Genomic DNA, 26,175 nt, shown 5'->3' on the forward strand with positions numbered 1-26,175 from the left:
TCGTACCGTGTCCGCTTAAAAAAGGTTTTCCTGGGGCGTCAATGCGCTGTCGAGGACAGTGTGCATGGCCGAGATCTTTTGCTTCACTTCCAGGATCGTCAGTTCCGACAGCGGACCTTGCGGCGACTTCACGGAGAGGAATTCCGCGGCCACGCCCAGCGCGGCCAGCACGGCGATGCGGTCATTGCCCTTGACCTTGCCCGCGTCGCGGATGGCTTTCATTTTGCTATCGAGATAGATCGCCGCTTCGCGCAGCGCGCGCTCTTCGCCGTCGCGGCACACCATGCTGTAGGACTGGCCCATGATATTGACATCGACACGCGGCATTACGCTTCCTTCTCGTTCTCGGCAATATAGGCGCCCGCCTCGGAAGCGGCTTGCTCCAGGCCGGCTTGCACCAGTTCGGGAATTTTTTCCAGCAACGCTTCCACCCGCTCCTGCGCCTCGCGCATGCGTTGCACATACAGGGCGTTCTCGGCGGCCAGCGCGGCATTGTCCTTGCGCAATTGCGCGTTTTCACGGCGCAGCGCATGGGTCATTTCGGCCAGCAGGCCTATTTTGTCGGATAATTCGTTGAATTCGGAAATCATCCCGCCACTATAGGGCGGACGCTCCATGGGCGTCAATCGAATCACGCCGCTGTCACACATATTTACATCAATGCAGGTCAGTTGCCGTGAAATACACGCTTTTTCCGGCGCTTTTCGCCATCTGCACGCATCCGCCGGCGCCGCGATGCCAGCGTTTTACTCGTCGACGTAATCGGGTTCGATATCGAGACCGCCATAGCGGTTTTCGCACGAGCGGCGCGTCAATTCCTGCTTGCCGCTCTTACCATCAAGCACCATCGTCAAGTCGCGGCAAGTACGGTGGTAGCTGCCAGGTTTGGCGTCCGTCCGCGAGGGCGTCAAAGTGACGCGCAAGGGCACGGCATTGCCCAGTCCCTTGTTGCTCCATTCACGGCTCTTGCCATCCTCTTCATCTTTCAGGGTGCGCACGGCGGCCGTCAGCAAGGATTTCTGTTCCTTCGCATTCAGCTTGGCGATGGTCACGTCGGACAGGAAGGGCGGATACACGACGGGCGCCGGGTCCTTGCCCTGCACATCCCAACGGCCGCTGTTCTGCGAGCACGTACGGCGGCTCAGGTCTTGCGACTTGTCGCCCGCCGTGACGACGAATTTCAGGTCGCGGCAGATGTGCGCCTTCAGGCTGTGTTCCGTCATGCCGGAGTTGCTGAAGTTATATGTGACCTTCACCCGCATGCCACGGTCGCCGCCATTGTCCCACACATGGGCTTCCTGGTCGTCGTCATCCTTGTTCAGGTCGTTGAACAGCTCGTTGAGCAGCATCTCCTTTTCCAGCGGCGTCAGGGTGGCCACGGTGATTTCGTCGACGATCGTGGGCGTTTGCGCGGCGGCATTGCCCAGGCAGGCGAGGCCGACGAGGGCGGCACCGAGCAGGCGCAGGGCGGGACGGGAAAGAGTCGATGGCATGGTGTGCTTTCTGGTACAGGGGAATATTGATATGCAATTGCAATCATCTTATCAAAGTCCATAGCAAAACTCTGTTTCCTGTGCGTACAGGAACGCCGTTCGCCTGACGGGCATGCTAGAGTCGCGCCTGTTGCTGACGCCCGGGAACGAGGCTTGCGTTTGCGCAAACCCTGCGTAAATGCAGGCTGCGCAGAACGTCCAAGCTTATCTTCCCGGAGAATAAGCCCTTGAATAAGCCCCCTACCGTCCCTATAATTAGCACTCGTTAGTAGAGAGTGCTAACAAACTCTTTCGTAGCAATCCTCAAGACATGATGGTGTCTGCCGGGCAACAGCAGGGAACGCTACGCGGCGGGCGACGCCGCGATGCCACCACTGCCCAGCGCCGGCATGCACACGATGCCATGGGGTTTGCTTGACCGTTGCGGGCTGCTTTCAACGGCGGTCACTGAAAGCACGCCTGGCGCTGTGCCAGGCATGTATTCATTTAGCAACACCTATCCATTGAACTTTAAGGAGTTTTGTATGAATCTGCGCCCATTGAACGATCGCGTCATCGTCAAACGCCTCGACCAGGAAACCAAGACTGCGTCCGGCCTCATCATTCCTGATGCAGCTGCTGAAAAACCGGATCAAGGCGAAGTCCTTGCCGTAGGCAATGGCAAGATTCTCGACGACGGCAAAGTCCGTCCTCTGGATGTCAAAGTGGGCGACCGCGTCCTGTTCGGCAAGTACGCCGGCCAAACCGTCAAAGTTGACGGCGATGAGCTGCTGGTCATGCGCGAAGAAGACATCATGGCGATCGTCGTCAAGTAATTGTTTCCACGTTGTAGACAGATACATCCCGAAACTCAGGAGAATTGAACATGGCAGCTAAAGAAGTAGTATTCGGCGACGCAGCGCGCGCCAAGATGGTCGAAGGCGTCAACATCCTCGCCAACGCAGTCAAAGTCACCTTGGGCCCGAAAGGCCGCAACGTGGTCCTGGAGCGCTCGTTCGGCGCCCCTACCGTCACCAAGGACGGCGTGTCGGTAGCGAAAGAAGTTGAACTCAAAGACAAGCTCATGAACATGGGCGCGCAAATGGTCAAGGAAGTGGCTTCCCGCACCAGCGACAACGCCGGCGACGGCACCACCACCGCGACCGTGCTGGCACAAGCCATCGTGCGCGAAGGCATGAAGTTCGTTGCCGCCGGCATGAACCCGATGGACCTGAAGCGCGGTATCGACAAAGCTGTTGCAGCGACCGTCGAAGAACTGGCGAAAATCGCCCGTCCTTGCACCACGACCAAGGAAATCGCCCAGGTTGGCGCGATCTCGGCGAACTCGGACTACTCGATCGGCGAGCGTATCGCTGAAGCGATGGAAAAAGTCGGCAAAGAAGGCGTCATCACGGTGGAAGACGGCAAGTCGCTGAACGACGAGCTGGACATCGTCGAAGGCATGCAGTTCGACCGCGGCTACCTGTCGCCATACTTCATCAACAACCCAGAGAAGCAAGTTGCCGTCCTGGACAGCCCATTCGTCCTGCTGTGCGACAAGAAAATCTCGAACATCCGTGACCTGCTGCCGGTACTGGAACAAGTCGCCAAGGCTGGCCGTCCACTGCTGATCATCGCGGAAGACATCGAAGGCGAAGCGCTGGCTACCCTGGTTGTGAACAACATCCGCGGCATCCTGAAAACCTGCGCAGTGAAAGCACCAGGCTTCGGCGACCGCCGCAAAGCCATGCTGGAAGACATCGCTGTCCTGACGGGCGGCCAGGTGATCGCTGAAGAAGTCGGCCTGACCCTGGAAAAAGTGACCCTGGCCGAACTGGGTCAGGCGAAACGCATCGAAGTGGGCAAGGAAAACACCATCGTCATCGATGGCGCCGGCGAAGCTGCCTCGATCGAAGCACGCGTGAAACAAGTGCGTGTACAGATCGAAGAAGCGACCTCGGACTACGACCGTGAAAAACTGCAAGAGCGCGTGGCCAAACTGGCTGGCGGCGTTGCCGTGATCAAGGTTGGCGCAGCCACCGAAGTCGAAATGAAAGAGAAAAAAGCCCGCGTTGAAGATGCACTGCACGCCACGCGCGCTGCCGTGGAAGAAGGCATCGTGCCAGGCGGCGGCGTAGCCCTGCTGCGCGCACGCGCCAACATCACGGTCAAGGGCGACAATCCTGATCAAGACGCTGGTATCAAGATCGTCCTGCGCGCAATGGAAGAGCCGCTGCGCATGATCGTGCAAAACGCCGGCGAAGAAGCTTCGGTCGTCGTGGCAGCCGTACTGGCTGGCACGGGCAACTACGGCTACAACGCTGCCAACGGCACGTATGGCGACATGGTGGAAATGGGCGTCCTGGACCCAGCCAAAGTGACCCGTTCGGCGCTGCAAAACGCCGCTTCGATCGCTTCGCTGATGCTGACGACCGACTGCATGGTCTGCGAAATCGCTGACGACAAGGCAGCCGGCGGCATGGGCGGCGGCATGGGTGGTATGGGCGGCATGGGCGGCATGGACGGCATGATGTAATGTCCGGCATCCCCGCGCGCAGGCGACGGCGCGCGCAGCCGCCACGCCGGGACGGGACAGGCAGACCAAAAGCTGCTTGCGCCTGCCCGGCAGCCCCGAGAGCCATCTTCTACGGAAGGTGGCTTTTTTTCGTCTTGCTTTTTAGAAATTTCAACGATTGCCCGCCTGCACGTTTTGCTTTAGCATGGCCGCCATCGTCCCTCTTTCTCACGCCACCATCATGCAGCCACGCGCCTCTTCTTCCAAAACCACCATCATCGCCGGCATCCTGGCCGGCTTGCTGGCCGCCGGGCTCGGCGCTTTCTACCTGCACCAGCAAGGCGCGCCGCACGGCACCAATGCCCCGGCCGCGAGCAGCCAGGCGGCGCCAGAACAGAGCGCGCACGCCGTCGATGCGCTGATGGCATTGCCGGAAATCAAGGCCTGGTCGGCGCATATCGAAAAGGCTTCGGGCGGCCGCGCCCACGGCGCCGTGATGGAAACGTCGCCCGACGTGCGTCTCATCGATGGCAAGCCCTACTATGACCTGAACTTTGTGGAAAACACGCCGGACGCGGCGCACCGCTGGGAGAGTTTCGTCGTCTCCCAGGATGGCAAGCGCATCCTCGTCGACGACGTTGTCAGCGGTGAGCTGATCAGCCTGGAACAATGGCGCAAGGACAATGCGCCCATGCAGCGCATCGCCACGCAGTAATCCCCTACGCCGGCGCCCCCTGCGGCGCCGCGCCGCGCACGCGCGCCACCCACCACACCGTCCACAGCGACAAGCCCGCCGCCAGCCAGCCATTGATGCCGTAGCCGCTGATGTGGCCGGCCGCGTCCGTCTGCAGGGTCAGGCCGCCCAGCCAGGCGCCCAGGCCGCTGCCAAAGCTTTGCAGAGCCGAATTGGCGCTGAGAAACGCGCCCCGCTTGTGCGGTTCCGGGATGGTCGTCAGCAGCGCCTGCAGCGGCACCATGCGGCCCGAGACGAGGGCCATAAAGAAGGGAAACGCCAGCATCAGCCCCAGCAACGGCAGCTGGGGCAAGTGCGTCATGAACAGCAGCGGCGCAATCGACAACAGGGACACCCAGCGGTACACCTGCTGCTTGCCGGCCCGGTCCGCCCAGCGGCCGATCAGGCGCGCCGTAAAGATCGTGGCGCAGCCGCCCGCCAGATACACCCAGGTGACGTCGGCCGGCGCCAGCCCCATATTGCCCACGAGCACGGGCGAAATGAAGGGAATGACCAGCATGCCGGCCGTCATGTTGACAATCGACAAGGAGAACGCTTTCAGGTGGCGCCGCTCGCGGAACAGCGCCAGCAGGTTCGGCAGCACCTGGCGCAGCGGCGTGGCAGCCGCGCCCATGTGCGCCGTCAGCGAGGGCAGCACGCGCGCCGCGCCCAGCCAGACCAGCAGCGACAGCACGACCAGCAGGAAAAACGGCGAAGCCCAGCCAAAGTGCGCGGCCAGCACTACGCCGATGGGCACGCCGCCCACGGCCGCCATGGCAAACGAGGTCATGACGATGCCGGTGGCCGCGCCGCGCCGCTCGGAAGGAATCACGTCGCCGATGATAGCCATGACCATGGCGCCCAGCACGCCGCCCGTCAGCCCCGCAAACGCGCGCGACCACAGCAGCACGTGGAAGTTCGGCGCCAGCGCGCAAGCGAGGTTCGACAGGGTGAACAGGCAAAACATGGTCAGCAGCAGCTTCTTGCGGTCGAAGCGGTCGATATACGTGGCCGCCAGCAAGCCGGACAGGCCCGCGCACCAGGCGTAGGCGGAAACGGCGCCCGAGACGGCGGCCGGGCCGATGTGGAAAGCCTGCATCAGCTGGGGCGCCAGCGGCATCATCACCATGAAATCCATGATCACGGTAAATTGCGTCAGCACAAGCAGCCACAGCATCGCGCGCTCGCGCGCCGGCGTCAGAGCCGCGCCAGCGGACATATCAGGGGAAGGGCTCGGTACAGGTTTCATGCGGCAGATATTAAGGATGGCGGCGGTGAACGGCAAGGTTTACTTTCTGGCATCGAAGCCCGATACTCGCCCACATGCCCGCCACCACCGTCCGCCCCCTGACGCCCGACGACGTTGCCGCCTACCGCGCGCTGCGCCTGGCCGGCATCGCCGAACTGCCCGCCGCCTTCTGCACGACGCATGCGGCGGAGAGCGGCTTGCCGCTGGCACGGATAGCCGAGCGCTTGCGCATCACGCCCCACCAAATAATATTTGGCGCTTTCGACAAGGATCAATTGATCGGCATTGCCGGCCTGCGCCGCGAACCGATCGCCGTCGTGCATGACAAGGCCAGCCTGTGGGGCGTGTACGTGGCGCCGCAGGCACGCGGGCATGGCGCGGGACGGCAACTGCTGCAGGCAGCCATCGCCCATGCCTGCGCCATCCCCGAACTGGCCCGCCTGCGCCTGGCCGTGGCGCAGGACAACCACGCGGCATTGACCCTGTACCTGGGCTGCGGCTTTACCCTGGCGGACGGCCCCGCATCGGACGGCATGCTGCAAATGCAGCTGTGGCTGCCGCGCCCGGCGTGTGCAAGTGCAAGCGCAAGTGCCGAAAGTAATGTCTTTATGGAAATCAATACCTTACAAATCCCTGCGAAATAGCGGACAGGCCGTTTTTTCTGTTGCAAGCAAACGCGGCAGGCCTTAGCATCGCGGCTTACAAAAAAAACTTGGGGGAGAGCCAATGTCATCGGCCGAGACACAAACCGCCACGGGCAAAATGCCGCGGCAAATACCGTACATCATCGCCAACGAAGGCTGCGAACGCTTCAGCTTTTACGGCATGCGCAACATCCTGACGCCATTCCTCATCAGCACCCTGCTGCTGATGATCCCGATCGACCAGCGCACGGGCGAAGCCAAGCACGTGTTCCACACCTTCGTCATCGGCGTATATTTCTTCCCGCTGCTGGGCGGCTGGCTGGCCGACCGCTTCTTCGGCAAGTACAACACCATCTTCTGGCTCAGCCTCGTGTATTGCGCGGGCCACGCCTGCCTGGCCCTGTTTGAAAACAGCGTCAACGGCTTCTATTTCGGCCTGTTCCTGATCGCCTTCGGTTCCGGCGGCATCAAGCCGCTCGTCGCCTCGTTTGTCGGCGACCAGTTCGACCAGACCAACAAGCACAAGGCCAAGCTGGTCTTCGACCTGTTTTACTGGATCATCAACTTCGGCTCCTTCTTCGCCTCGCTGCTGATGCCGATGTTCCTGCGCGACTTCGGCCCGTCGATCGCCTTCGGCATCCCCGGCCTGATGATGCTGGCCGCCACCGTCGTCTTCTGGATGGGCGCCAAGAAATACGTGCACGTGCCGCCGGCGCCGCCGAATCCCGATTCGTTCACCCGCGTGGCCCGCACGGCCCTGCTGGCGCGCGTCGACGGCGGTTCGCGTCCCGGCCTGTACGTCGCCTACGTCGGCGTGATCGGCGCCCTGTACGCGTTCTACAGCATTCCCGAATGGGGCTTCGTGATTTCCGCGTGTACCGCGCTGGTCTTGCTGCTGGCCTTCGGCAGCATCGGCACGGCCATGCAGCTGGAACGCGCGCGCGGCATCCACCCGGACGAAGCCGTCGAAGGCGTGCGCGCCGTGCTGCGCATCCTCGTCATCTTCGCCCTCGTCACGCCGTTCTTCTCGCTGTTCGACCAGAAGGCCTCGACATGGATCGTGCAGGCGAACACCATGGAAAAACCGAGCTGGTTCCTGCCGGCGCAGATGCAGGCGCTGAACCCGATGCTGGTGATGCTCTTGATCCCGTTCAACAACCTGGTGCTGTACCCGATGCTCAACCGCTTCGGCCTGGAAGCGACGGCCCTGCGCCGCATGACGGCCGGTATCGGCTTTTCCTCGCTGGCGTGGATCGTCATCGGCTTGCTGCAGCTGGCCCTCGACAGCGGCAACGCCGTCTCCATCATGTGGCAGATCCTGCCGTACGCCCTGCTGACGTTCGGCGAAGTGCTGGTCTCGGCCACGGGCCTGGAGTTTGCGTACAGCCAGGCGCCCGTGTCGATGAAGGGCGCCATCATGAGCTTCTGGAACCTGTCGACCACGGTGGGCAACCTGTGGGTGCTGATCGTCAACCGCAGCGTCATGAATGAAGGCGTGATCGGCAAGATCGCCGAGAGCGGCATCAGCGTGACGGCTTTCCAGATGTTCTTCTTCGCCGCCTTTGCCGCCGTCGCCATGCTGGCCTTCGGCCTGTATGCGAAGCGCTACAAGATGGTGGACAACTACCGCCAGGCGGCTGTCCCGGGCAAGGCGTAATCATACAAGTAGGTTGGATTAGCCCAAAGGGCGTAATCCGACAACGCTGCTGACAATGTCGTCGGATTACGCGTGGCGATGCCACGCTAATCCGACCTACGCGCCCTTTTTTTACGTCGTCACCGTCGGCGCGTGGCGCCCCGTGCGTGCGCGGATCTGCGCCACTTGCTCGGCCACGGCGATCAATCCCGCCAGCGCTTGCTGGGTCGCGATGTCATGCTGCGCGGGATCGGCCTCGTAGCGCTCCAGGTACAGGCGCAGGGTGGCGCCCTCGGTGCCCGTGCCGGACAGGCGCAGCACGATGCGCGCGCCGTCCGTCATGATGATGCGGATGCCCTGCTGCGTCGCCACGGAACCGTCGACGGGGTCCGTGTAGCTGAAATCGTCGGCCAGCGCCACCGTGTAGCCATCGAACTGCTGGCCCGGCAAGGCGGCCAGCTGGCCGCGCACGGCCGCCATCAGCTGCGCCGCGCCAGCGCTGTCGATGTCTTCATAGTCGTGGCGCGAGTAGTAGTTGCGGCCATACGTGGCCCAGTGCGCGCGCACGATTTCTTCCACCGATTGTTTTTTCTCCGCCAGCAGGTTGAGCCAGAACAGCACGGCCCACAGGCCATCCTTTTCACGCACGTGGTTCGAACCGGTGCCGTAGCTTTCCTCACCGCACAGGGTGGCCATGCCGGCGTCGAGCAGGGTGCCGAAGAATTTCCAGCCCGTGGGCGTCTCGTAGCAGGGGATGCCCAGCGCGCTGGCGACCCGGTCGGCCGCGCCCGACGTGGGCATGGAGCGGGCGATGCCGGACAAGCCCGCGCGGTAGCCGGGCGCCACGGTGGCGTTGGCGGCCAGGATGGCCAGGCTGTCCGAGGGCGTGACGTCGAAGCGCCGGCCGACGATCATGTTGCGGTCGCCGTCGCCGTCCGAAGCGGCGCCGAAGTCCGGCGCATCGTCGCCGGCCATGCGCGCGATCAGTTCCTGCGCGTTGACGGGATTCGGGTCGGGATGGCCGCCGCCAAAGTCTTCCAGGGGCACGCCGTTGATGACGCTGCCCTTCGGTGCGCCCAGCATGCCTTCCAGGATGGCCGTCGCATACGGGCCGGAAACGGCGTGCATGCCGTCAAAGCAGATGCGCAGGCCGCCCGCGAACAGGGCGCGGATGGCGTCGAAGTCGAACAGCTGCTGCATCAGTTCAGCGTAATCAAGCACCGGATCGATCACTTCGACCGTCATCTGCTCGATGCGCACAGTGCCCAAGGCGTCGAGGTCGATGTCGGCCGCGTCGCTGATGCGGTATTCGGTGAGCGTTTGCGTGCGCGCAAACATGGCTTCCGTGACCTTTTCGGGCGCCGGGCCGCCATTGGCGATGTTGTACTTGATGCCGAAATCGCCATCGGGGCCGCCCGGATTATGGCTGGCCGACAGGATGATGCCGCCGCTGGCGCCATGCTTGCGGATCACGCAGCTGACGGCCGGCGTCGACAAAATGCCGCCCTGCCCCAGCAGCACGCGCGCGTAGCCGTGCGCGGCCGCCATGCGCAGCACCGTCTGGATGGCGGCGCGGTTGTAGTAACGCCCGTCCCCGCCCAGCACCAGGGTCTGGCCGCGGCAGTCGCCCAGCGTGTCGAACACGCTTTGCACGAAGTTTTCCAGGTATTGCGGCGTGCTGAAGACCGCCACCTTCTTGCGCAAGCCCGACGTGCCGGGCCGCTGTCCCGCCACCGGCGCCGTATTGATAACTTGAATAGCCATCTTGCCTCCCTGTTAACTTCCCATGTTAACCGATGCCGGCCGCCCGGCAAAGCGTTGTACGCCTGCCACGGTGCGGCAAGCCGCTTAACGCCGCATCCCCGCATATCGTATAATGAGAATCATTCTCATATGCGGCATTCCTGGCTGCGGACTCAGACATCGGACGCCGTGATTGCACGCTATTACCAAGAACTGTTGAACTTTTGCTGGCGCAGCTTGCGCAACCGCGAGGCTGCCTTGGACCTGGTGCAGGAAAGCTATGCGCGCGTGCTGGGCGAACAGGCCGTGCGCGAACCGCGCGCGCTGCTGTACCGCACGGCGCGCAACCTGATGATCGACCAGCACCGCCGCGCCGCCCTGCGCCAGCACGAGGAACTTGACGCCCTGCCGGAAGCGGCGCATCCGGCAGGACCCCAGCATTTGCAGCCGGAACAGGCACTGGAAAGCAGCCAGGACTGGCAAGCCTGCGTGGCCGCCATCGACGCCCTGCCGCCGCGCTGCCGCGACGCCTTCGTGCTGCACGTCTTCGAGGAATTGCCGCACGCGCAGATCGCCGCGCGCATGGGCATTTCCGTGAGCATGGTGGAAAAACATATCGCGCGCGGCATGCTCAGTTGCCGGGGGCAGTTGCTGCAGTTGCATTCCTTGCGGGAAGCCACATAATGGCGCCCATGACCGCCCGCCCGCCCCGCCATGATTTCGGCCCCTCCGCCCAGGACGAGGCGGACTTGCGCGAGTACGCCGACTTTGCCGCCACGCAGGACGGTGTGGCGTTGGCCGCTGCAAGCTGGTTTGGCCGGCGCGGCAACCTTGATGCGCAGCAACAGGCCGAATTTGCCGCCTGGCTGGCGGCCGATGCGCGTCACGCCCATGCGTATGCGCAGCTAAAGGAGACGCACCGCGCGGCGCGCCGGATTCCCGCGCACGTCGCCGCGCGCTGGACGGTGCCCCCGGCTTCCTCTGCGCCAGTGTCCGCGCCCCGCCGGCACTGGCTGCGCGCGCTGCCGTATGCGGCCGCCGCCATGCTGCTGCTTGGCGTGGGCGCGGGCGGCTACCAGTGGTGGCAGCAACCCACGTTCAGCCAGTCGTATGCCACTGCGCGGGGCCAGCGCCTGGCCGTCGCCCTGCCCGACGGCAGCAAGCTGCAGCTCGACACGGCCACGCAGCTGCACGTCACCGTGTACCGCCAGCGGCGCGAAGTGCGCCTGGCGCAGGGCGAAGCGCTGTTCCAGGTGCAATCAAAGCAAGGGCAGCCGTTCGACGTGCTCAGCGGCCCTTTGACGGTGACGGTGGTGGGTACACAGTTTGCCGTGCGCAACACCCTGGCCCAGGACGGCCAGCTGCGCGTGGCCGTGCAGCATGGCCACGTGCGCGTGGCCGGCGCGCGGCAAGAGCAAGTCGACCTGACGGCCGGCCAGGGCGTCAGCAGCGATGCCGGCGGCCGCCTGTCGGCCGTCGCCAGCCTGGCCCCCGGCAGCGTGGCGCCTTGGCGCGACGGCAGGATCACCTTCGACAACGTGCCGCTGGGCGCGGCCCTGGCCGAGTTCGAGCGCTATGGCGACACGGGCCTGCTCGTGCGCGATCCGGCCGTGGCGCGCCTGCGCATCGGCGGCAGCTTCAGCCTGACCCAGCTCGACCGCTTTGCCGCCGCCCTGCCCCAGCTGCTGCCCGTGCAGCTCGTGCACAGCGGCACTGCCAGCGAGATCCGCATGGCGGCAACAATGCCTGCGCAGGCGCCCGCCATGCATCTGCAACAAAATAAATGAAAATAAGTCGCATTCGCAGGTGAGGATTTTATCCACTGCCGCGTCTACCAGGTGTATCGACAACAAGTAACCTGGAGAATGCCGCATGTGGTCCCCCCGCTTCAATCTGCAACCTGCCCCCCTCGCCCTGGCCGCCATGCTGGCCCTGGGCACGCTCAGCGCCGCACAGGCGCAAACTTTGCCCACCGTCAAACTGTCCATCGCCGCCCAGCCGCTGGGGCAAGCCCTGAATGAACTGGCGCGGCAAGCCAATCTGCAACTGCTGTTTTCGCCCGACCTGGTGGCCGGCAAGACGGCGCCCGCCATCAACGCCACGCTCAGCGTGCGCAACGGCCTCGATCGTCTGCTGGCCGGCAGCGGGCTGCAGGCGTCGATCGACGGCAATGCCGTCATCATCAAGGCGGCGCCCAAGGCCACGGGCGAAACGGCGACCCTGTCGGAAATCACCGTGACGGCCAATGGCGAGCGCACGGCCACCAGCGAAGGCACGGGCGCCTACACGACACGCGCCGTGACCCTGGCGGGCACGGAACGCGCGCTGCGCGACACGCCGCAATCGGTGTCGGTGGTCACGCGCCAGCAGATGGACGACAAGAACCTGTTCACCCTGGACCAGGTGCTGGAGCAAAGCACGGGCCTGACGCGCATGAACCGCAGCTTCGGCTCGCATGAATTCCTGTCGCGCGGCAATGCCCTGTCTTACCTGATCGATGGCATGCCCGGCATTTCCGACAATGCCACGGGCTGGCTGATCCCCGACATGGCCGTGTATGACCGCGTGGAAATCCTGCGCGGTTCGGCCGGCCTGATCGTCGGCGCCGGCACGCCGGGCGGCGTGGCCAACCTGGTGCGCAAGCGCCCGCGCGCCGAAGCCCATGCGGACGTGACGGCCACCGTGGGCAGCTGGAACCAGCGCCGCATCGAACTCGACGCAGGCGCGCCGCTGAACGCGGCCGGCACCGTGCGCGGGCGCGCGCTGGTGGCCTATGAAGACCGCGATTACTTCTATGACGCGGCGCACAGCCGCATGCCCCTGTTCTACGGCATCGTCGAGGCGGACCTTGACGCCGCCACCACCGTGCGCGCCGGCGCGCGCCGCCAGCACACGGTGACGGACGGCTACTGGCTGTTTGGCCTGCCCCGCTACAGCGACGGCGCGACCTTGCCCGTGCGCCGCTCGACGTCGCTGGCGCAGGACTGGAACCGCCACGACGCCACCATCGGCGAACTGTTCGCCGACCTCGAACACCGTTTTGGCGGCGACTGGAAGGCCAAAGTTGCCCTCAACCGCACGTATGGGGCCTTCGATCAGCAGGCGGCCATCGTGCGCGGCAGCATAGCCCCCGCCACGCAGCAAGGGGCGCGCCTGTACACGATCAACTACCGCAAGCAGGATATCGTCACCACGGGCGTGGATGCCAACGTGGGCGGCAGCTTCCAGGCCTGGGGCGGCAGGCATGAGGTACTGCTGGGCATGAATGCCTCGCGCGCCGTCACCGACGATCATGCGGCCTCGACCTCGCCCGGCCTGCCCTTCGACGTCTTCCATCCGAACAATACGCTGCTTGCCCGTCCCCCGCATCCGACCTGGGACTCGCTGCCGCACCTGAACGAGCAGCACTACGGCGCCTACGCCAGCACGCGCTGGGAACTGCGGCCTGACCTGCATCTGCTGCTGGGCGGCCGCCTGAGCTGGTTCGACAAGCAGACCACGGGCAAGCTGGCGACCGACCCCGTCAGCCGTTACAAGGAAAGCCGCGAATTCACGCCGTACGCGGGCCTGGTGCTCGACCTCGACAAGCGCTGGTCCGTGTACGGCAGCTACGCCAGCATCTTCCAGCCGCAGAGCCTGTACTACACCCTGGGCGGACAACCGTTGAAACCCGTCGTCGGCGACACCTATGAAGCGGGCGTGAAGGGCGAGCTGTACGACGGCCGCCTGAACGTGGCGCTGGCCGCTTTCCGCATCGACAAGCGCGACACGGCCGTGTACGACGAGGCCAGCAACGACGATTGCCTGAAGTGGGACGTCACGGGCAGCTGCTACCGCAATGGCCGCCCCATCCGCAGCACGGGCATCGACGCGGACGCCAGCGGCGAAGTGCTGCCGGGCTGGCAGCTGTCGTCCGGCTACACCTACAATATCGCGCGCGGCGAAGGCGACGAAACGCCGCCCACCGTCACGCCCAAGCACATGCTGCGCGTATCGACCAGCTACCGCCTGCCCGGCGCCTGGAACCACTGGACGGTGGGCGGCGGCGTCTCGGCGCAAAGCGGTTATGTCTACCGGGCCGATGACAATCCCGACGTGCGTTTCCGCAATGGCGGACGCGCGGTGTGGGACGCGCGCGCCGCGTATATTTTCAACCGCCACTGGAGCGCCAGCCTCAGCATCGCCAATGTAACGGACAAGACCTACTGGGCCGCCACGGGCGAATTGCGCCGTGGTAATTACTTCGGCGAACCGCGCAACATCATCCTCACCGTGCGCTACACGCCGGCGCTGTAAGCGCCCGCGCAGCCAGCATCGCGCGCCACGGCCGCCCCCAGTACCGGGCGGCCGTGCGCGTTTACAACATCGCACTCTTGCATGTCTCACAACCCCGCACTATAATAAGAATAGTTCTCATTCACATTTGGACTCGCCAGAGTCTGCACGCAGTCGCCTGACTGCCATATGGCTGGATGACACGCTGCGCCAGCCAGGCCACACCGCCAAGCAAGCCTCCCCTACCAAAAACGCCCGCCGTCCGACGGCGGGCATGCGAGAAGAAGGATGTTTCATGGCGCGAGCAGTTTCGCTGGCCGGCATGGTGGCCGGCCCGTTTTCCCCAACCGTTGGCAATACCGCCCTGCGTCCGCTGGCCGCCGCCGTGCAGGCGGCATTGCTGGCGGCGGCCCTGGGCGCAGGCACGGCGCTGGCCGCCGATACGAGCGCCAAGCCGGAGGAAGCCACCCTGAGCGAAATCAAGGTGCAAGCCCAGCAAGACAAGGCATCGACCGAGCATACGGGTTCCTACACGACAAGGGAAATGGCCACGGCCACGCGCATGGGCCTGTCGATGCGCGAAACGCCGCAATCGATTTCCGTGGTGACGCGCCAGCGCATGGACGACATGGGCTTGAACAGCCTGGCCGAGGTGCTGGTGCAGTCGACGGGCGTGACGGTGCAGGAAAACGACAGCGAACGCACGAGCTTTTCCGCGCGCGGCTTTTCCATCGGCAATTACCAGATCGATGGCGTGGCCGTCAATTCGGGCTCCAATGCGTTGTTCGACACGGCCATCTACGACCGCATCGAAATCGTGCGCGGCGCGACGGGCCTGGTCAGCGGCAATGGCGACCCGTCGGCCACCATCAACATGCTGCACAAGCGTCCCGGCAAGGAGTTCGCCGCCTCGGCCGGCCTGACGCTGGGTTCGTGGAGCAAGGTCCGGCTCGAAGGCGACATCGGCGCGCCGCTAAATGCGGACGGCAGCATCCGCGGAAGAGTCGTGGTGGCCGGCCAGAACCGCCATTCCTACATGGACCTGTACAAGGAACGCAAGCTGGCGGGCGCCGTCATCGTCGAGGCGGACCTGACGCCGGCAACGTTGCTCACGGCCGGCATCGACTATCAAAAGAACACGCCGAAAGGCACGAGCTGGGGCACCACGCCCCTGTTCTTCGCGGACGGCACGCCGGCCAACATGCCCCGCTCGTTCAATATGGCGGCCAAGTGGAGCAGCTGGGAACGCGAGTTTCAGAACAAGTACGTCTACCTCGAGCACCGCTTCGCCAGCGACTGGAAGCTCAAGGCCGCCTACGGGCGCCTGGACAGCTCCTCGAACGGCAAGCTGTTCTACGGCGGCAGCGGCTATCCGAAACGCGACGGCAGCGGCCTGGAAGTCTGGAGCGGCGCCTTCCCCTACGAGGAAAAGCAGGACAATTTCGACCTGTCGGCCAATGGCAGCTTCCCCCTGTTCGGCCGCCGGCACGACCTGGTGCTGGGCGTGAACGGCTGGAAGCGAAAGGGCACGACGAATGAAACCTTGCTGCCCGATCCGCTGCCGTTCGCCACCACCATCCCCGACTTCCGCAACTGGACGGGCGACGTGCCCGAGCCGGCGCTCACGCGCACGGGCGCGCGCGACGTCGCCACCACCAAACAGTCGGGCGCCTTCATCGCCACGCGCATCAACGTCGCCGACAGCGTCAAGGTGCTGGCCGGCGCGCGCGTGTCGAAGTGGGAAACGTATAACGACCGTTACGACACCGGGGGCCGTTTTGTGAAGCGCAGCTCCGCGTATAAAACGGACGATGTCGTCACGCCGTATGCGGGCCTGGTGCTCGACGTGAGCAAGAGCACGTCGCTGTACGCCAGCTATACCGACCTGTTCAAGCCGCAAAACCTGAAGGACAAGAACAACGCCTTCCTCGACCCGATCACGGGCAGCAACGTGGAAGCGGGCGTGAAGAGCGAATTCCTCGACGGCGCCGTCAATGCCTCGTTCGCCGTGTATGAAGCGAAGCAGGACAATCTGGGCGAGGAAGACAAGTCGGTGCCGCCGACCTTCGTGCTGCCGGATGGCAGCCGTCCGTATATATCGACGGGCAAGGGCACGAAAAGCAAAGGTTACGAAGCAGAAGTGTCGGGCAGCCCCTTGCGCGGCTGGCAGCTGTTCGCAGGCTACACGCACAGCAGCTCGAAGACGGGCAAGGGCGTGGTGACCAACACCATCCAGCCGACCAACATGCTGCGCGTCTCGACCACCTACCGCCTGCCGGGCGAGCTGCAAAATCTCACCATCGGCGGCGGCTTGAACTGGCAGAGCGAGATCTGGACGATGGCCACCCTGCCGAACAAGAGCAAGATCCGCGTCAGCCAGGGCAGCTACGTGCTGGCCAACCTGATGGCGCGCTACCAGATCAGCCCGAAACTGTCGGCCAGCCTGAACGTCAACAACCTGTTCGACAAGACGTATTTCCGCCGCGTGGGCTTCTATAACGGCGGCTATTACGGCGAGCCGCGCAACGTGGCGCTGAACCTGCGCTACCAGTACTGATGCAGCGCCGGCCGCTTTTTCCACTCACATAACAAGATAAGCAAGATAAGGGATACACCATGCACATCGCTTCCATCGCGCGCCCCGGCGCCCTCGCCACCGCCCTGCTGGGCGCGGCCCTCGCCTGCGGCAGCGCCAGCGCGCACCAGATCTGGCTGCAGCAGGACGGCAAGGCGGCCAGCGTGTACTTCGGCGAATTCGGCGACAACCTGCGCGAAGCGTCGCCCGGTCTGCTGGACAAGTTCAGCATCAAGAACGTGACGTGGCTGTCGGCCAAGGGCGCGCAGCCGCTGCAGGCGAGCAAGACGGCGGGCGCCTTCCTCCTCAATGGCAAGGTGGGCGCCGGCGAAAGTATCATCGTCGAGGAAAACGCCTACCCGTCATGGGAAGAGAAAAAGGATGGCAAGACCACGCGCACCGTGTGGGTGCCGGCCGCGCGCCTGATCGCCGACGGCAAGGCGCAAGCACCCGCGCTGACCCTGGACCTGGTGCCGACCGGCACGCCGGGCCAGTTCCAGGTCAGCTACCAGGGCAAGCCGCTGGCGCAGGCCAAGGTCAACGCCGTGGTGCAGTCGGGCTGGGGCAAGGAAGCGTGGAGCGATGCGCAAGGCCTGGTCAGCTTCCCGCTGCCATGGCAAGGCACGTATGTGCTGGAAGTGCAGCACACGGACAAGACGGCCGGACAGCGCGGCGCGCAAGCGTATGACAAGGCCATGTTCGTGACCACCCTGAGCCTGGTGCAGCCGCAAGGCGTGACGCCGCTGCCGGCCGGCCCAGCCCAGCCGCCGAGCAAGGATCACGACTGACCATGCAAGCGCCTGCCATCATTAAAATGCCGCGCCTGCGGCTCTCCGCCGGGGTCGTGTACCGCCTCGGCGTGGCGTCGCGCAGCGTGGCCGCCATCGCTGGCGGCTACGTGCTGGCCGCACTGGTCACCATGCTGCTGTCGGTGAGCCTGCCCATGGCCCGTTCCGAAGCCGTCATGACGGCCACCCTGCTGTCGTTTGCCATCTACACCTGCGCCGTGATGTGGGTCTTCGCCACGCGCAGCGCCCTGCGCGCGTGGCTGGGTCTCCTGATTCCGGCCGCCGTCATCGCCGCCATCCTGCAGTCGATGGGCGCACTATCCTGGAGTCTCGCATGAAAGAAGGTTTCCGCCAGTCGATGGCATGGCTGCACACCTGGTCCGGCCTGCTCGTCTGCTGGATCTTGCTGCTGGTGTTTTGCGCCGGCACCGCCAGCTACTACCGCAATGAAATCACCTTGTGGATGCAGCCCGAGCTGCACGGCGCCGCCGCCAGTCAGGTGAGCACCGAGGAAGCGGCCAAGGTCGCGCAGCAGGCGATGGAAGAACGGGCCAAAGGCGCCACGCGCTGGTTCATCAGCTTGCCCGGCGAGCGCAGCCCCGCCACGCAGCTGGGCTGGAGCAAGCCGTCGCAACCAGGCGAAAAGAAACGCGGACGGCGCGGCAATTTTCATAGCGAAAAAGCCGACCCGGCCACGGGCCAGGTGCTATCGAAGCCGCGCGAGACGCGCGGCGGCGAATTCCTCTACCGCCTGCATTTCGACCTGCACTACATGTCGGCCATCTGGGGCCGCTGGATCGTGGGTTTCTGCGCCATGTTCATGTTCGTCTCCATCATCAGCGGCATCGTCACGCACAAGCGCATCTTCAAGGACTTGTTTACCTTCCGGCCGAAAAAGGGCCAGCGCTCATGGCTCGACGCGCATAACGTGACGGCCGTGCTGGCCCTGCCCTACCACATCATGATCACCTACACGGGCCTGGTCACCTTGATGTTCCTGTACATGCCGTCCGGCGTCACGGCCGCCTACAAAGGCGACCAGGACGCCTTCTTCGCCGAAGCCTTCCCGGGCCGCTCGGGCGACAGCAAGCCGGCCGGCGTGGCCGCGCCGATGACGCCGCTCGCGCCCCTCGTGCGCCAGGCGGAACAGCAGTGGGGCGGCAAGGTCGAGCGCATCTCCGTCAACCATCCGGGCGACGCCAACGCCACCATCACGCTGACGCGCGCCGGCGGACGCGACATGTCGTCGAAGCAGCCGTCGATGGAATTCGACGGCGTGTCCGGCAAGCTGCTGTCGACCGACGGCGAGGCGCAGCCGGGCGCCGCCGCCACGCAAGGCGTGATGGTCGGCCTGCACGTCGCGCATTTCGGCGGCCCGCTGCTGCGCGCCCTGTTCTTCCTCTCCGGCCTGGCCGGCTGCGCCATGGTCGCCACGGGCGCCCTGCTGTGGGCCGTCAAGACGCGCCAGAAGCAGGCCAAGGCGCTGGCCGCCGGCAAGCGCGCCAGCTTCGGCCTGCGCCTGGTCGAAGCGCTCAACATCGGCGCCATCGCCGGCATCCCGATCGCCTTCGGCGCCTACTTCTGGGCCAACCGCCTGCTGCCGGCGGCGATGGAGGAGCGCTCGAAAGAGGAAATCGCCTGCTTCTTCGGCGCCTGGGCCCTGGCCGCCATCATCGCCCAGCTGCGCCCGTCGCGCGCCATGTGGCGCCTGCAGCTGGCCGCCGGCGCCTTCCTGCTCGCGGCGCTGCCCGTGCTGAACGTCTTCACCACCCATTCGCACCTGGGCGTGACCCTGTTCCTGGGGCGCGGCCCCGTGGCGGTGGCCGCCTTCGACCTGGTGGTGCTGGTGCTGGGCCTGGGCCTCGCGTATGCGGCGTTCAAATTGAAACCGCTGCCCGTGAAAGCCTCCAAACCAGCACCGGCCAAGCCGGCGCCGACGACGATGGAGGCCGCGTGATGGAACTGTTAGCCAATTTCCTCGTCTTCGCGCTGTGCTATGCGGGCCTGTCTTCGCTGTGCCTGGCCATGGACCGCCACTACGCCGACCTGCACGGGCGCGGCGCCGAACCGCCCGCCCCGCTGCGCCGCCGCCTGCAGTGGACGGGCTGGCTGGCGCTGGCGGCCGGCCTGGCCTGGGCCATGCACATCGCCGGCGGCGGCTATGGCCTCGTCTACTGGGTCGGCAGCCTGACGGGCTGCGGCTTGCTGCTGATCTGGCTGCTGCCGTATGCGCCGCGCCAGGCCATGCGCCTGGCGCGCGTCATCGGCGGCGCGGCCGTGCTGGCCGCCGTGCTGCTGGCGGCGCTGTCCGTCAGGCCGGGCTAGGCGACTTGAGCAGCGCCTCGATGCCCTCGGGCGCCATGGCGCGGCCGAGAAAATAGCCGAACGCCTCGTCGCAGCCCATCTCGGCCAGCAGTTCCAGCTGCTCGCCGCTTTCCACGCCGCCGGCGATGGTGCGCAGTCCGAGCGTGCGCGCCATCGCCACGATGGCGCGCACCATGGCGCCATCGCCGCCCGGCTTGTCCAGGTCGTCGATGAAACACTTTTCGATCTTCACGGCATCCGTGGGAAAGCGTTTCAGGTAAGTGAGCGAAGCGTCGCCCGTGCCGAAATCGCTGATGGCAATCGCCATGCCCAGCTGGCGGAACTGGCGCAGTATCAGCTCGCAGTTCTGGTTGCTGTCGATCAAGATGCCGGCGGCGATTTCCAGTTCGATGCAATGGCCAGGCACCCCGGCCGCCTGCAGCGCGGCGGCGAAATTGCGCGCGATATCGCGCTGGTAGAACTGGCGCGCCGACAGGCTGACGGACACCGTCAGCATCTGCCCCTGCGCAATCCAGCCGCGCGCCTGCTCCACGGCCGTGGCCAGCACCCAGGCGCCCACCGGCAGGATCAAGGCACTTTCCTCCAGCACCGGCAAGAAGTCGAGCGGCATCATCAAGCCCAGTTCCGGGTGCTTCCAGCGCAGCAGCGCCTTCACGCCCGTGATCCTGCGCGTCTTCAAGTCCATGCGCGGCTGGTAGAACAGGGCGAATTCATCGCGTTCGAGCGCGTGGCGCAGGGCCGTCTCGAGGATGGTGCGCGAATACGACTGCGTCTGCATGCGCGGCGCATAGCGCTGGCAAGTACCGGGTGCGTGGCGCTTGGCCGCATACATGGCCAGGTCGGCCTTTTCGATCAGCGCATTGACGTCGTCGTCGTCGTCCGGATACAGGGCCACGCCCACGCTGGCCGCCACCGACAGGCTGTACTCGCCGATGACGAAGGGCGCGGCGATGGCGGCGACGATCTTTTCGGCCACCCGTTCGGCATCGTGCGCCGTGCGCAGTTCCGTCAGCAGGATGATGAATTCGTCGCCGCCCTGGCGCGCCACCGTATCGACCTTGCGCACGCACTGCTGCACCCGGCGCGCGAACTCCGTCAGCACCTGGTCGCCCACGTCGTGCCCCAGGCTGTCGTTGATGGATTTGAAACGGTCGATGTCGACGAACAGCACGGCCAGCAAACCCTGGTGGCGGCGCGCGTAGGCGATGCCGTGCTCGAAGCGGATCTGGAAATGCAGGCGGTTCGGCAGTCCCGTCAAGCCATCGTGGTGGGCGATGAATTCCAGCTGCTGCTCGGCGCGCCTGCGGGCCGACACATCGTGCAGCAGCAGCACCGCGCCGCCCTGCGCCAGCGGCGCGCAGCTGTACTGCACGTCGATGCGCTTGCCGTCGAGATGGCGCAGCAGCACGGCGCCGCGCGCCACTTCCAGCACCTCCTGCCGCGCCACGCAGTCGCGCACCTGGCGCGCCGCATCGATGGGCGTGCCGTCATGGAACAGCGGCAGCAGCCCGGTCACGGGCTGGCCCAGGCCAGCGTCGCCCAGCAGCCCGCCCATGGCGCTGGCGCGGGGATTCAGATACTGCACCACGCCGTCGTGGTCGGTGCCGATGACGGCCGCCGGCAAGGCGTGCAACAGCGCCAGCGCCTCCGCCATGCGCCGCGCCTGCGCCGCCTGCAGCACCGCGCCGGTCGCATGACGCATGCGCCACGTGCGCGCCGCGCGCCACTGGCAGGCCAGCAGCACGGCGAGCACCATGGTCAGGGTCAGGCACAGCGCCAGCAGCAGCGCCGTCATGCGTCACCCGGCAGGCGGAACGTAGGGAACATGGTTTTCCTTTGCAACGCGCGCCATGCGGCCGGGCGCAGATACATGCTGAAAGGAAATAGTATAAGAATTTTGGCGCGATATTTGCCTGATCGGGTGCCGCTTGACTGGCATCAAGCGGCGCAGGGCACGCCGGCTTCAGGCCAGCGACAGCTTTCGCGCCAGGGCGGCGCCCACCGATGCGGCCACGCCGGGCGTGCCGTGCAGCTTGAAGATGCTGACGGCGTCGGCCAGGCTGGCCGCCTGCTGCTGCAGCGCGTCCGCTGCGGCGGCGGCCTGCTCCACCAGGGCCGCGTTCTGCTGCGTCACGCCATCCATCTGGCTGATGGCGATGCTGATCTGTTCGATGCCGTCGCGCTGTTCCACGCTGGCCACGGCGATCTCGCCGATGATGGCGTTCACGCGCTGCACGCTGCTCACCACCTCATCCATCGTGCGCCCGGCCTGGCCGGCCAGCACGCTGCCCTCTTCCACCGTGCGCACGGATTCGCCGATCAGCTGCTTGATTTCCATGGCCGCCGCGGCCGAGCGGTGGGCCAGGCTGCGCACTTCGCTGGCCACGACGGCGAAACCGCGTCCCTGCTCGCCCGCGCGCGCCGCTTCCACGGCCGCATTCAGGGCCAGGATATTCGTCTGGAAGGCGATGCCGTCGATGACGCCGATGATGTCGACGATGCGCTTCGAGGAGGCATTGATATGGTTCATGGTCTGCACCACCTGCGCCACTGCCGCGCCGCCGCGCTGCGCCACGTCGGACGCGCCGCCGGCCAGCTGGCGCGCCTGGTCGGCGTTGTCGTTATTCTGCCGCACGGTGGTGGTCAGCTCGATCATCGAGGCGGCCGTTTCTTCCAGCGAACTGGCTTGTTCTTCCGTACGCGACGACAAGTCCATATTGCCGCTGGCAATTTCACCGGACGCTAGGGCGATGGCGTCCGTGCCGACGCGCACCCTGCCGACGATGGCGGCCAGGTTGCCGCTCATCGCTTTCAGCGCACGCAGCAGGTCGCCGATTTCATCGCGGCTGCCGCCGGCCACCACGGCGCGCAGGTCGCCGGCCGCCACTTGCTGGGCGATGCCGACGGCCGCGCCCAGCGGCACCGTGATGCTGCGGATCAGCCACCACACGGTGACGCTGCCGACAACGAGCGTCACCAGCACGGTGACGAGCATGGCGATGCTGGCGCTGCGGTGCGCGGCGTCATCCTGCTCCTTCATCTGCGCCATCAGGCCGTGCGACTGCTTGCCGATGGCCGCGACGATGGCGTCGATCTGCCGCGTCGGTTCGCGGTCCATGCCCTTGACCAGCGCATCGACCGTCTGGGCGCTGTCGGCGCGCGCGCCATCAAATTTTTGCAGCGCCGCCAGATAGCTCACGCCCAGCGCATCGTGCGCCTGCAGCGCACGCTCGACGGGCGCCGTATCGAGTTTCAATGCCTCCATCATGGCCTGCAGGCCTTTCAATTCCTTGCGCGTCTGCGCGCCGCTGGCGACGAACGCTTCGCGGTAGCGCTGGAAGGCGGCCGCGTCGCCGCCGCGCAGCAGGATGTTTTTCCATTCCTGCACCTGGATCTTGAATTCCACCTGCGCGCTGCGCGCCGCATCGACGGCTTCCGTCAGTGCCACGGAGCGCTGCATGGCTTCGTTGCTGCGCGCGCTGGCCGCGTCGAGCGCGCTCCAGCCGCGTGCGCCGACGAACACCAGCGCAAGAAAGAAGAAGGCGCCCAGCAGACCCAGGCGGACGGAGATTTTCAGATTCGCGAGTTGCATATGTTTCTCCCGGCGGCAAGAACAGGATGGCAACAAAGGCGTCGCCAAATCTATCCAATTCCCACCAAACAGGGAAATCATGCGGCCCGCCCCGCGAAAAACCAAGCGGCGCTTTCGCTAGAGAAACACTTTCAACATAGAAACAACAAATTACACGGGAAGATTGACTGTCTGGCCATATTCCCGCCGACGCAGCATGGCCGGGCCGGCAATCTTGCCGGCCCCGTCAGCGCGTTGCCGCCGCCGCCCCCGCGAATTCTTCGCGCAACAGCGGATACAAACGCCGGTAGCGCGCCAGGCGCTCGTCCAGCACACCGGAGGCCTGCGGCGCCACCGTTTCCTGCACGGCAGGGCGCGTGCACACTTGCGCAGGCGGCAAGCCCGTCGCCGCCATCTGCGCCAGGCGCGCCGCGCCCAGGGTGCCGCCGGCCACGCCGTGATCGTGGCGCAGCACGTGCAAGCCCGAGGCATTTGCGCACAGCTGGGCCCAGAAGCGGCTGCGCGAGCCGCCGCCGACGAACGACGCTTCCTTCAGATGCGTGCCGGCGCTGCGCAGGGCCGCATTGCCGTCGGCCATGGCAAAGGCCACGCCTTCCATCACGCTGTAGGCCAGTTCCGCGCGCCCGTGTTCCGTCGACAATCCGAAAAACACGCCGCGCGCGGAAGCGTCGTTGTGCGGCGTGCGCTCACCGCTCAAATACGGCAGGAAGACGGGGGCCGTGCGCGCCTCGACGTTTTCCGCCAGCGTCACCAATTCGCCGATGTCGTTCGACTGCGTCAGCCGCGCCACCCAACTGAGGCTGGATGCGGCGCTGAGGATCACGCTCATCTGGTGCCAGCGCTCGGGCAGGCAATGGCAGAACGCGTGCACGCCCTGGCCCGGATTAGGCGCAAAGCCGTCGCTGCCGGCGAACAGCACGCCCGAGGTCCCCAGCGACAGCAGGCCGGCGCCCGGCTCCACCACGCCCAGGCCGACAGCCGCCGCGGCGTTGTCGCCCGCGCCGCCAGCCAGCACGACCGCGTGCGCAATGCCCCATTCCTGGCACAGCGAGGGCCGCACCTGCGCGGCGGCATGGCTGCCTTCGACCAGGCGCGGCATGTGCTCACGCGTGAGGCCCGTGGCGGCCAGCATGCGCTCGGACCAGTCGCGTTTGGCCACGTCCAGCCACAGGGTGCCGGAAGCGTCGGACATGTCGGACACATACTCGCCCGTCAGGCGCAGGGCCACGTAATCCTTGGGCAGCAGGACCTTGGCCGTGGCGCGGAACAGCGATGGCTCGTACTTTTGCAGCCACAGCAGCTTGGGCGCCGTGAAACCGGGCATGGCCTGGTTGCCCGTGATGGCGCGCGACTCGGGCACCAGCGCCTCGAGTTCCACGCATTCGGCAAAGGCGCGCGTGTCGTTCCACAGCATGGCCGCGCGCAGCACGTGCTGCTGCTTGTCGAGCAGGGTGGCGCCATGCATCTGGCCCGACAGGGCGATGCCGCGCAAGCCGGAAAACGCCACCGGCTGCGCGGCGCGGATGGCGGCGATCACGTCCAGCGTGGCATGCCACCAGTCTTCGGGATTCTGTTCCGACCAGCCGGGATGGGGGCTGGAGACGCGCAGGGTCACGCCGCTGCTGGCAAGGATGGTCTGCGCGTCATCGGTGAGGATGGCCTTGACTTCGGAAGTGCCGATATCGATACCGAGATAAGTCATTTGATTCCAAAAGAGAGTTAAGAATGGCCGTCGCCGGACGGCTCGGGCATGTTCATCAGCAGGCAGGAGCGGAACTTCGACGGCGACATCTGCTTGTGCGCCAAAAACTGGCGGTTGAAATTGGAAAGGTTGTTGAATCCCGTGCGGTAGCAGATATCGGTGACCTTCATGTCCGTGTTCATCAGCAGCTCGCAGGCCAGCGCGATGCGCTCCTGGTTCACGTATTGAATGAACGAGGTGCCCGTATGCTTGCGGAAGAAACGCGTGAATTTCAAGGTGTTCATCTCCGCCACGTCGGCCACGTCCTGCTCGCAAAAATCGAGCGTGATGTTCTGCTTGATGTAGGCGAGCACCAGGTTGATGGTCGACGACATGTAGCGGCCTGCCTGCGCCAGATAGGTCACGCTGGCCAGGGGCCGCCGCTCGCGGCACTCGCACAGCTCGCCGAACAAACGCGTAAACAGTTCGACCCGGCGCAAGCCCTGCGCCGTCGTCAATTCCTTCATCAGCGGCACCAGGCGCAGCCCCAGCGCATCGGGAAATTGCAAGCCCCTGGCGGCCTCGCCCAGCAGGCTTTTCAGGGGCGCCATTTCCGGGAACAGCAGCGCGCAACGTTCGATGAAATCGCTGGAAAACTGCAGCACCAAATCGCGCTCGGGCAGCACCACGCCTTCCGGCAGTTCGCTGACCCAGTTATGCGGCAGGTTCGGCCCTGTCAGGATCAGATTGCCCGCCCCGTAACTGCCGATATGGTCGCCGATAAAAAATTTGCCGTTCGATGTGATGATGAAGTGCAGTTCGTACTCGGGATGAAAATGCCATTTCGCCACGGTGTGCGGAAAGCCGTGCGCCCACGCGCGAAACGATTCGTGGATCGGTTTGTGGATCAGTTCCAGGTCAGGCGTCACGGCAGTTCCCTTGCGCGG

General features: G+C 65.3%; 22 protein-coding genes. 13 read left to right on the plus strand and 9 right to left on the minus strand.

The features are described 5' to 3' along the window. Window positions 1-15 precede the first annotated feature (15 nt). The 3 genes from AC1Q6X_RS16860 to AC1Q6X_RS16870 all read right to left on the minus strand — a co-directional run bounded on the left by AC1Q6X_RS16860 (window position 16) and on the right by AC1Q6X_RS16870 (window position 1,493). Window positions 16-327 (minus strand): cell division protein ZapA, encoded by a 312-nt coding sequence (locus tag AC1Q6X_RS16860; protein WP_034747344.1) that lies wholly within the window; start codon window positions 325-327, stop codon window positions 16-18. Then, complete coding sequence (locus AC1Q6X_RS16865; protein ID WP_034747342.1) at window positions 327-590, minus strand: hypothetical protein; 264 nt, start codon at window positions 588-590, stop codon at window positions 327-329. Before AC1Q6X_RS16865 ends, AC1Q6X_RS16860 begins: the two co-directional genes overlap by 1 nt. A 156-nt stretch (window positions 591-746) precedes the next feature. Further along, a complete protein-coding gene (locus AC1Q6X_RS16870; protein ID WP_492497869.1) occupies window positions 747-1,493 on the minus strand; it encodes a hypothetical protein in 747 nt (248 codons plus the stop codon). 524 nt (window positions 1,494-2,017) lie between these two features. On the opposite strand from AC1Q6X_RS16870, the gene groES reads away from it, so the two are divergent. The 3 genes from groES (at window position 2,018) to AC1Q6X_RS16885 (ending at window position 4,702) form a co-directional block, all read left to right on the plus strand. Next, window positions 2,018-2,308 (plus strand): co-chaperone GroES, encoded by a 291-nt coding sequence (groES, locus tag AC1Q6X_RS16875; protein WP_010400979.1) that lies wholly within the window; start codon window positions 2,018-2,020, stop codon window positions 2,306-2,308. A gap of 50 nt (window positions 2,309-2,358) precedes the next feature. Further along, window positions 2,359-4,008: a chaperonin GroEL gene (gene groL / locus AC1Q6X_RS16880; protein WP_128142111.1), complete on the plus strand. Its 1,650-nt coding sequence runs from the start codon at window positions 2,359-2,361 to the stop codon at window positions 4,006-4,008. A gap of 184 nt (window positions 4,009-4,192) precedes the next feature. Further along, the gene (locus tag AC1Q6X_RS16885) at window positions 4,193-4,702 is read left to right on the plus strand and encodes a hypothetical protein (protein WP_492497870.1); all 510 of its coding nucleotides are present in this window, start codon (window positions 4,193-4,195) and stop codon (window positions 4,700-4,702) included. Between the two features lie 4 nt (window positions 4,703-4,706). On the opposite strand, the gene AC1Q6X_RS16890 is transcribed toward AC1Q6X_RS16885, so the two are convergent. After that, complete coding sequence (locus AC1Q6X_RS16890; protein ID WP_492497871.1) at window positions 4,707-5,897, minus strand: MFS transporter; 1,191 nt, start codon at window positions 5,895-5,897, stop codon at window positions 4,707-4,709. A gap of 146 nt (window positions 5,898-6,043) precedes the next feature. Here AC1Q6X_RS16890 and AC1Q6X_RS16895 point away from each other — a divergent pair, with 146 nt between their 5' ends. Further along, window positions 6,044-6,613: a GNAT family N-acetyltransferase gene (locus tag AC1Q6X_RS16895; protein WP_492497872.1), complete on the plus strand. Its 570-nt coding sequence runs from the start codon at window positions 6,044-6,046 to the stop codon at window positions 6,611-6,613. Window positions 6,614-6,695: 82 nt separating this feature from the next. After that, window positions 6,696-8,270 carry a POT-type proton-dependent oligopeptide transporter gene (locus AC1Q6X_RS16900; protein ID WP_070311781.1) on the plus strand — a complete coding sequence of 525 codons (1,575 nt, stop codon included), beginning with the start codon at window positions 6,696-6,698 and terminating at the stop codon, window positions 8,268-8,270. Window positions 8,271-8,381: 111 nt separating this feature from the next. Here AC1Q6X_RS16900 and AC1Q6X_RS16905 read toward each other — a convergent pair whose 3' ends face one another. Continuing rightward, window positions 8,382-10,013, minus strand: a complete 1,632-nt coding sequence (locus AC1Q6X_RS16905; protein WP_492497873.1) for an alpha-D-glucose phosphate-specific phosphoglucomutase — start codon at window positions 10,011-10,013, stop codon at window positions 8,382-8,384. A gap of 168 nt (window positions 10,014-10,181) precedes the next feature. On the opposite strand from AC1Q6X_RS16905, the gene AC1Q6X_RS16910 reads away from it, so the two are divergent. From AC1Q6X_RS16910 to AC1Q6X_RS16945, 8 genes are all read left to right on the plus strand, one after another. Next, window positions 10,182-10,676 (plus strand): sigma-70 family RNA polymerase sigma factor, encoded by a 495-nt coding sequence (locus AC1Q6X_RS16910; protein WP_492497874.1) that lies wholly within the window; start codon window positions 10,182-10,184, stop codon window positions 10,674-10,676. Window positions 10,677-10,684: 8 nt separating this feature from the next. After that, window positions 10,685-11,779, plus strand: a complete 1,095-nt coding sequence (locus AC1Q6X_RS16915) for a FecR family protein (RefSeq protein WP_492497875.1) — start codon at window positions 10,685-10,687, stop codon at window positions 11,777-11,779. An 85-nt stretch (window positions 11,780-11,864) separates the two neighbouring features. After that, complete coding sequence (locus AC1Q6X_RS16920; RefSeq protein ID WP_492497876.1) at window positions 11,865-14,288, plus strand: TonB-dependent siderophore receptor; 2,424 nt, start codon at window positions 11,865-11,867, stop codon at window positions 14,286-14,288. 274 nt (window positions 14,289-14,562) lie between these two features. Next, complete coding sequence (locus AC1Q6X_RS16925) at window positions 14,563-16,824, plus strand: TonB-dependent siderophore receptor (protein WP_230502445.1); 2,262 nt, start codon at window positions 14,563-14,565, stop codon at window positions 16,822-16,824. Between the two features lie 59 nt (window positions 16,825-16,883). Further along, window positions 16,884-17,630, plus strand: a complete 747-nt coding sequence (locus tag AC1Q6X_RS16930; protein ID WP_099409562.1) for a DUF4198 domain-containing protein — start codon at window positions 16,884-16,886, stop codon at window positions 17,628-17,630. A gap of 2 nt (window positions 17,631-17,632) precedes the next feature. Further along, complete coding sequence (locus AC1Q6X_RS16935) at window positions 17,633-17,968, plus strand: DUF3649 domain-containing protein (protein WP_230502443.1); 336 nt, start codon at window positions 17,633-17,635, stop codon at window positions 17,966-17,968. Continuing rightward, entirely contained in the window at window positions 17,965-19,587 is a 1,623-nt protein-coding gene (locus AC1Q6X_RS16940; protein WP_492497877.1) for a PepSY-associated TM helix domain-containing protein, read from the plus strand. Before AC1Q6X_RS16935 ends, AC1Q6X_RS16940 begins: the two co-directional genes overlap by 4 nt. Further along, window positions 19,587-19,955: a DUF3325 domain-containing protein gene (locus tag AC1Q6X_RS16945; RefSeq protein WP_070221888.1), complete on the plus strand. Its 369-nt coding sequence runs from the start codon at window positions 19,587-19,589 to the stop codon at window positions 19,953-19,955. The genes AC1Q6X_RS16940 and AC1Q6X_RS16945 overlap by 1 nt, the downstream gene beginning before the upstream one ends. Here AC1Q6X_RS16945 and AC1Q6X_RS16950 read toward each other — a convergent pair. From AC1Q6X_RS16950 to AC1Q6X_RS16965, 4 genes are all read right to left on the minus strand, one after another. Continuing rightward, complete coding sequence (locus AC1Q6X_RS16950) at window positions 19,942-21,750, minus strand: putative bifunctional diguanylate cyclase/phosphodiesterase (protein ID WP_409027964.1); 1,809 nt, start codon at window positions 21,748-21,750, stop codon at window positions 19,942-19,944. The genes AC1Q6X_RS16945 and AC1Q6X_RS16950 overlap by 14 nt on opposite strands. Before the next feature lie 168 nt (window positions 21,751-21,918). Continuing rightward, window positions 21,919-23,547, minus strand: a complete 1,629-nt coding sequence (locus AC1Q6X_RS16955) for a methyl-accepting chemotaxis protein (protein WP_492497878.1) — start codon at window positions 23,545-23,547, stop codon at window positions 21,919-21,921. A gap of 226 nt (window positions 23,548-23,773) precedes the next feature. After that, window positions 23,774-25,249 (minus strand): xylulokinase, encoded by a 1,476-nt coding sequence (xylB, locus tag AC1Q6X_RS16960; RefSeq protein WP_492497879.1) that lies wholly within the window; start codon window positions 25,247-25,249, stop codon window positions 23,774-23,776. Window positions 25,250-25,266: 17 nt separating this feature from the next. Further along, window positions 25,267-26,157, minus strand: a complete 891-nt coding sequence (locus tag AC1Q6X_RS16965; RefSeq protein WP_070289188.1) for an AraC family transcriptional regulator — start codon at window positions 26,155-26,157, stop codon at window positions 25,267-25,269. Between the last annotated feature and the right edge of the window lie 18 nt (window positions 26,158-26,175).

The organism is Janthinobacterium sp. GW823-FHT06H09 (assembly GCF_058794735.1).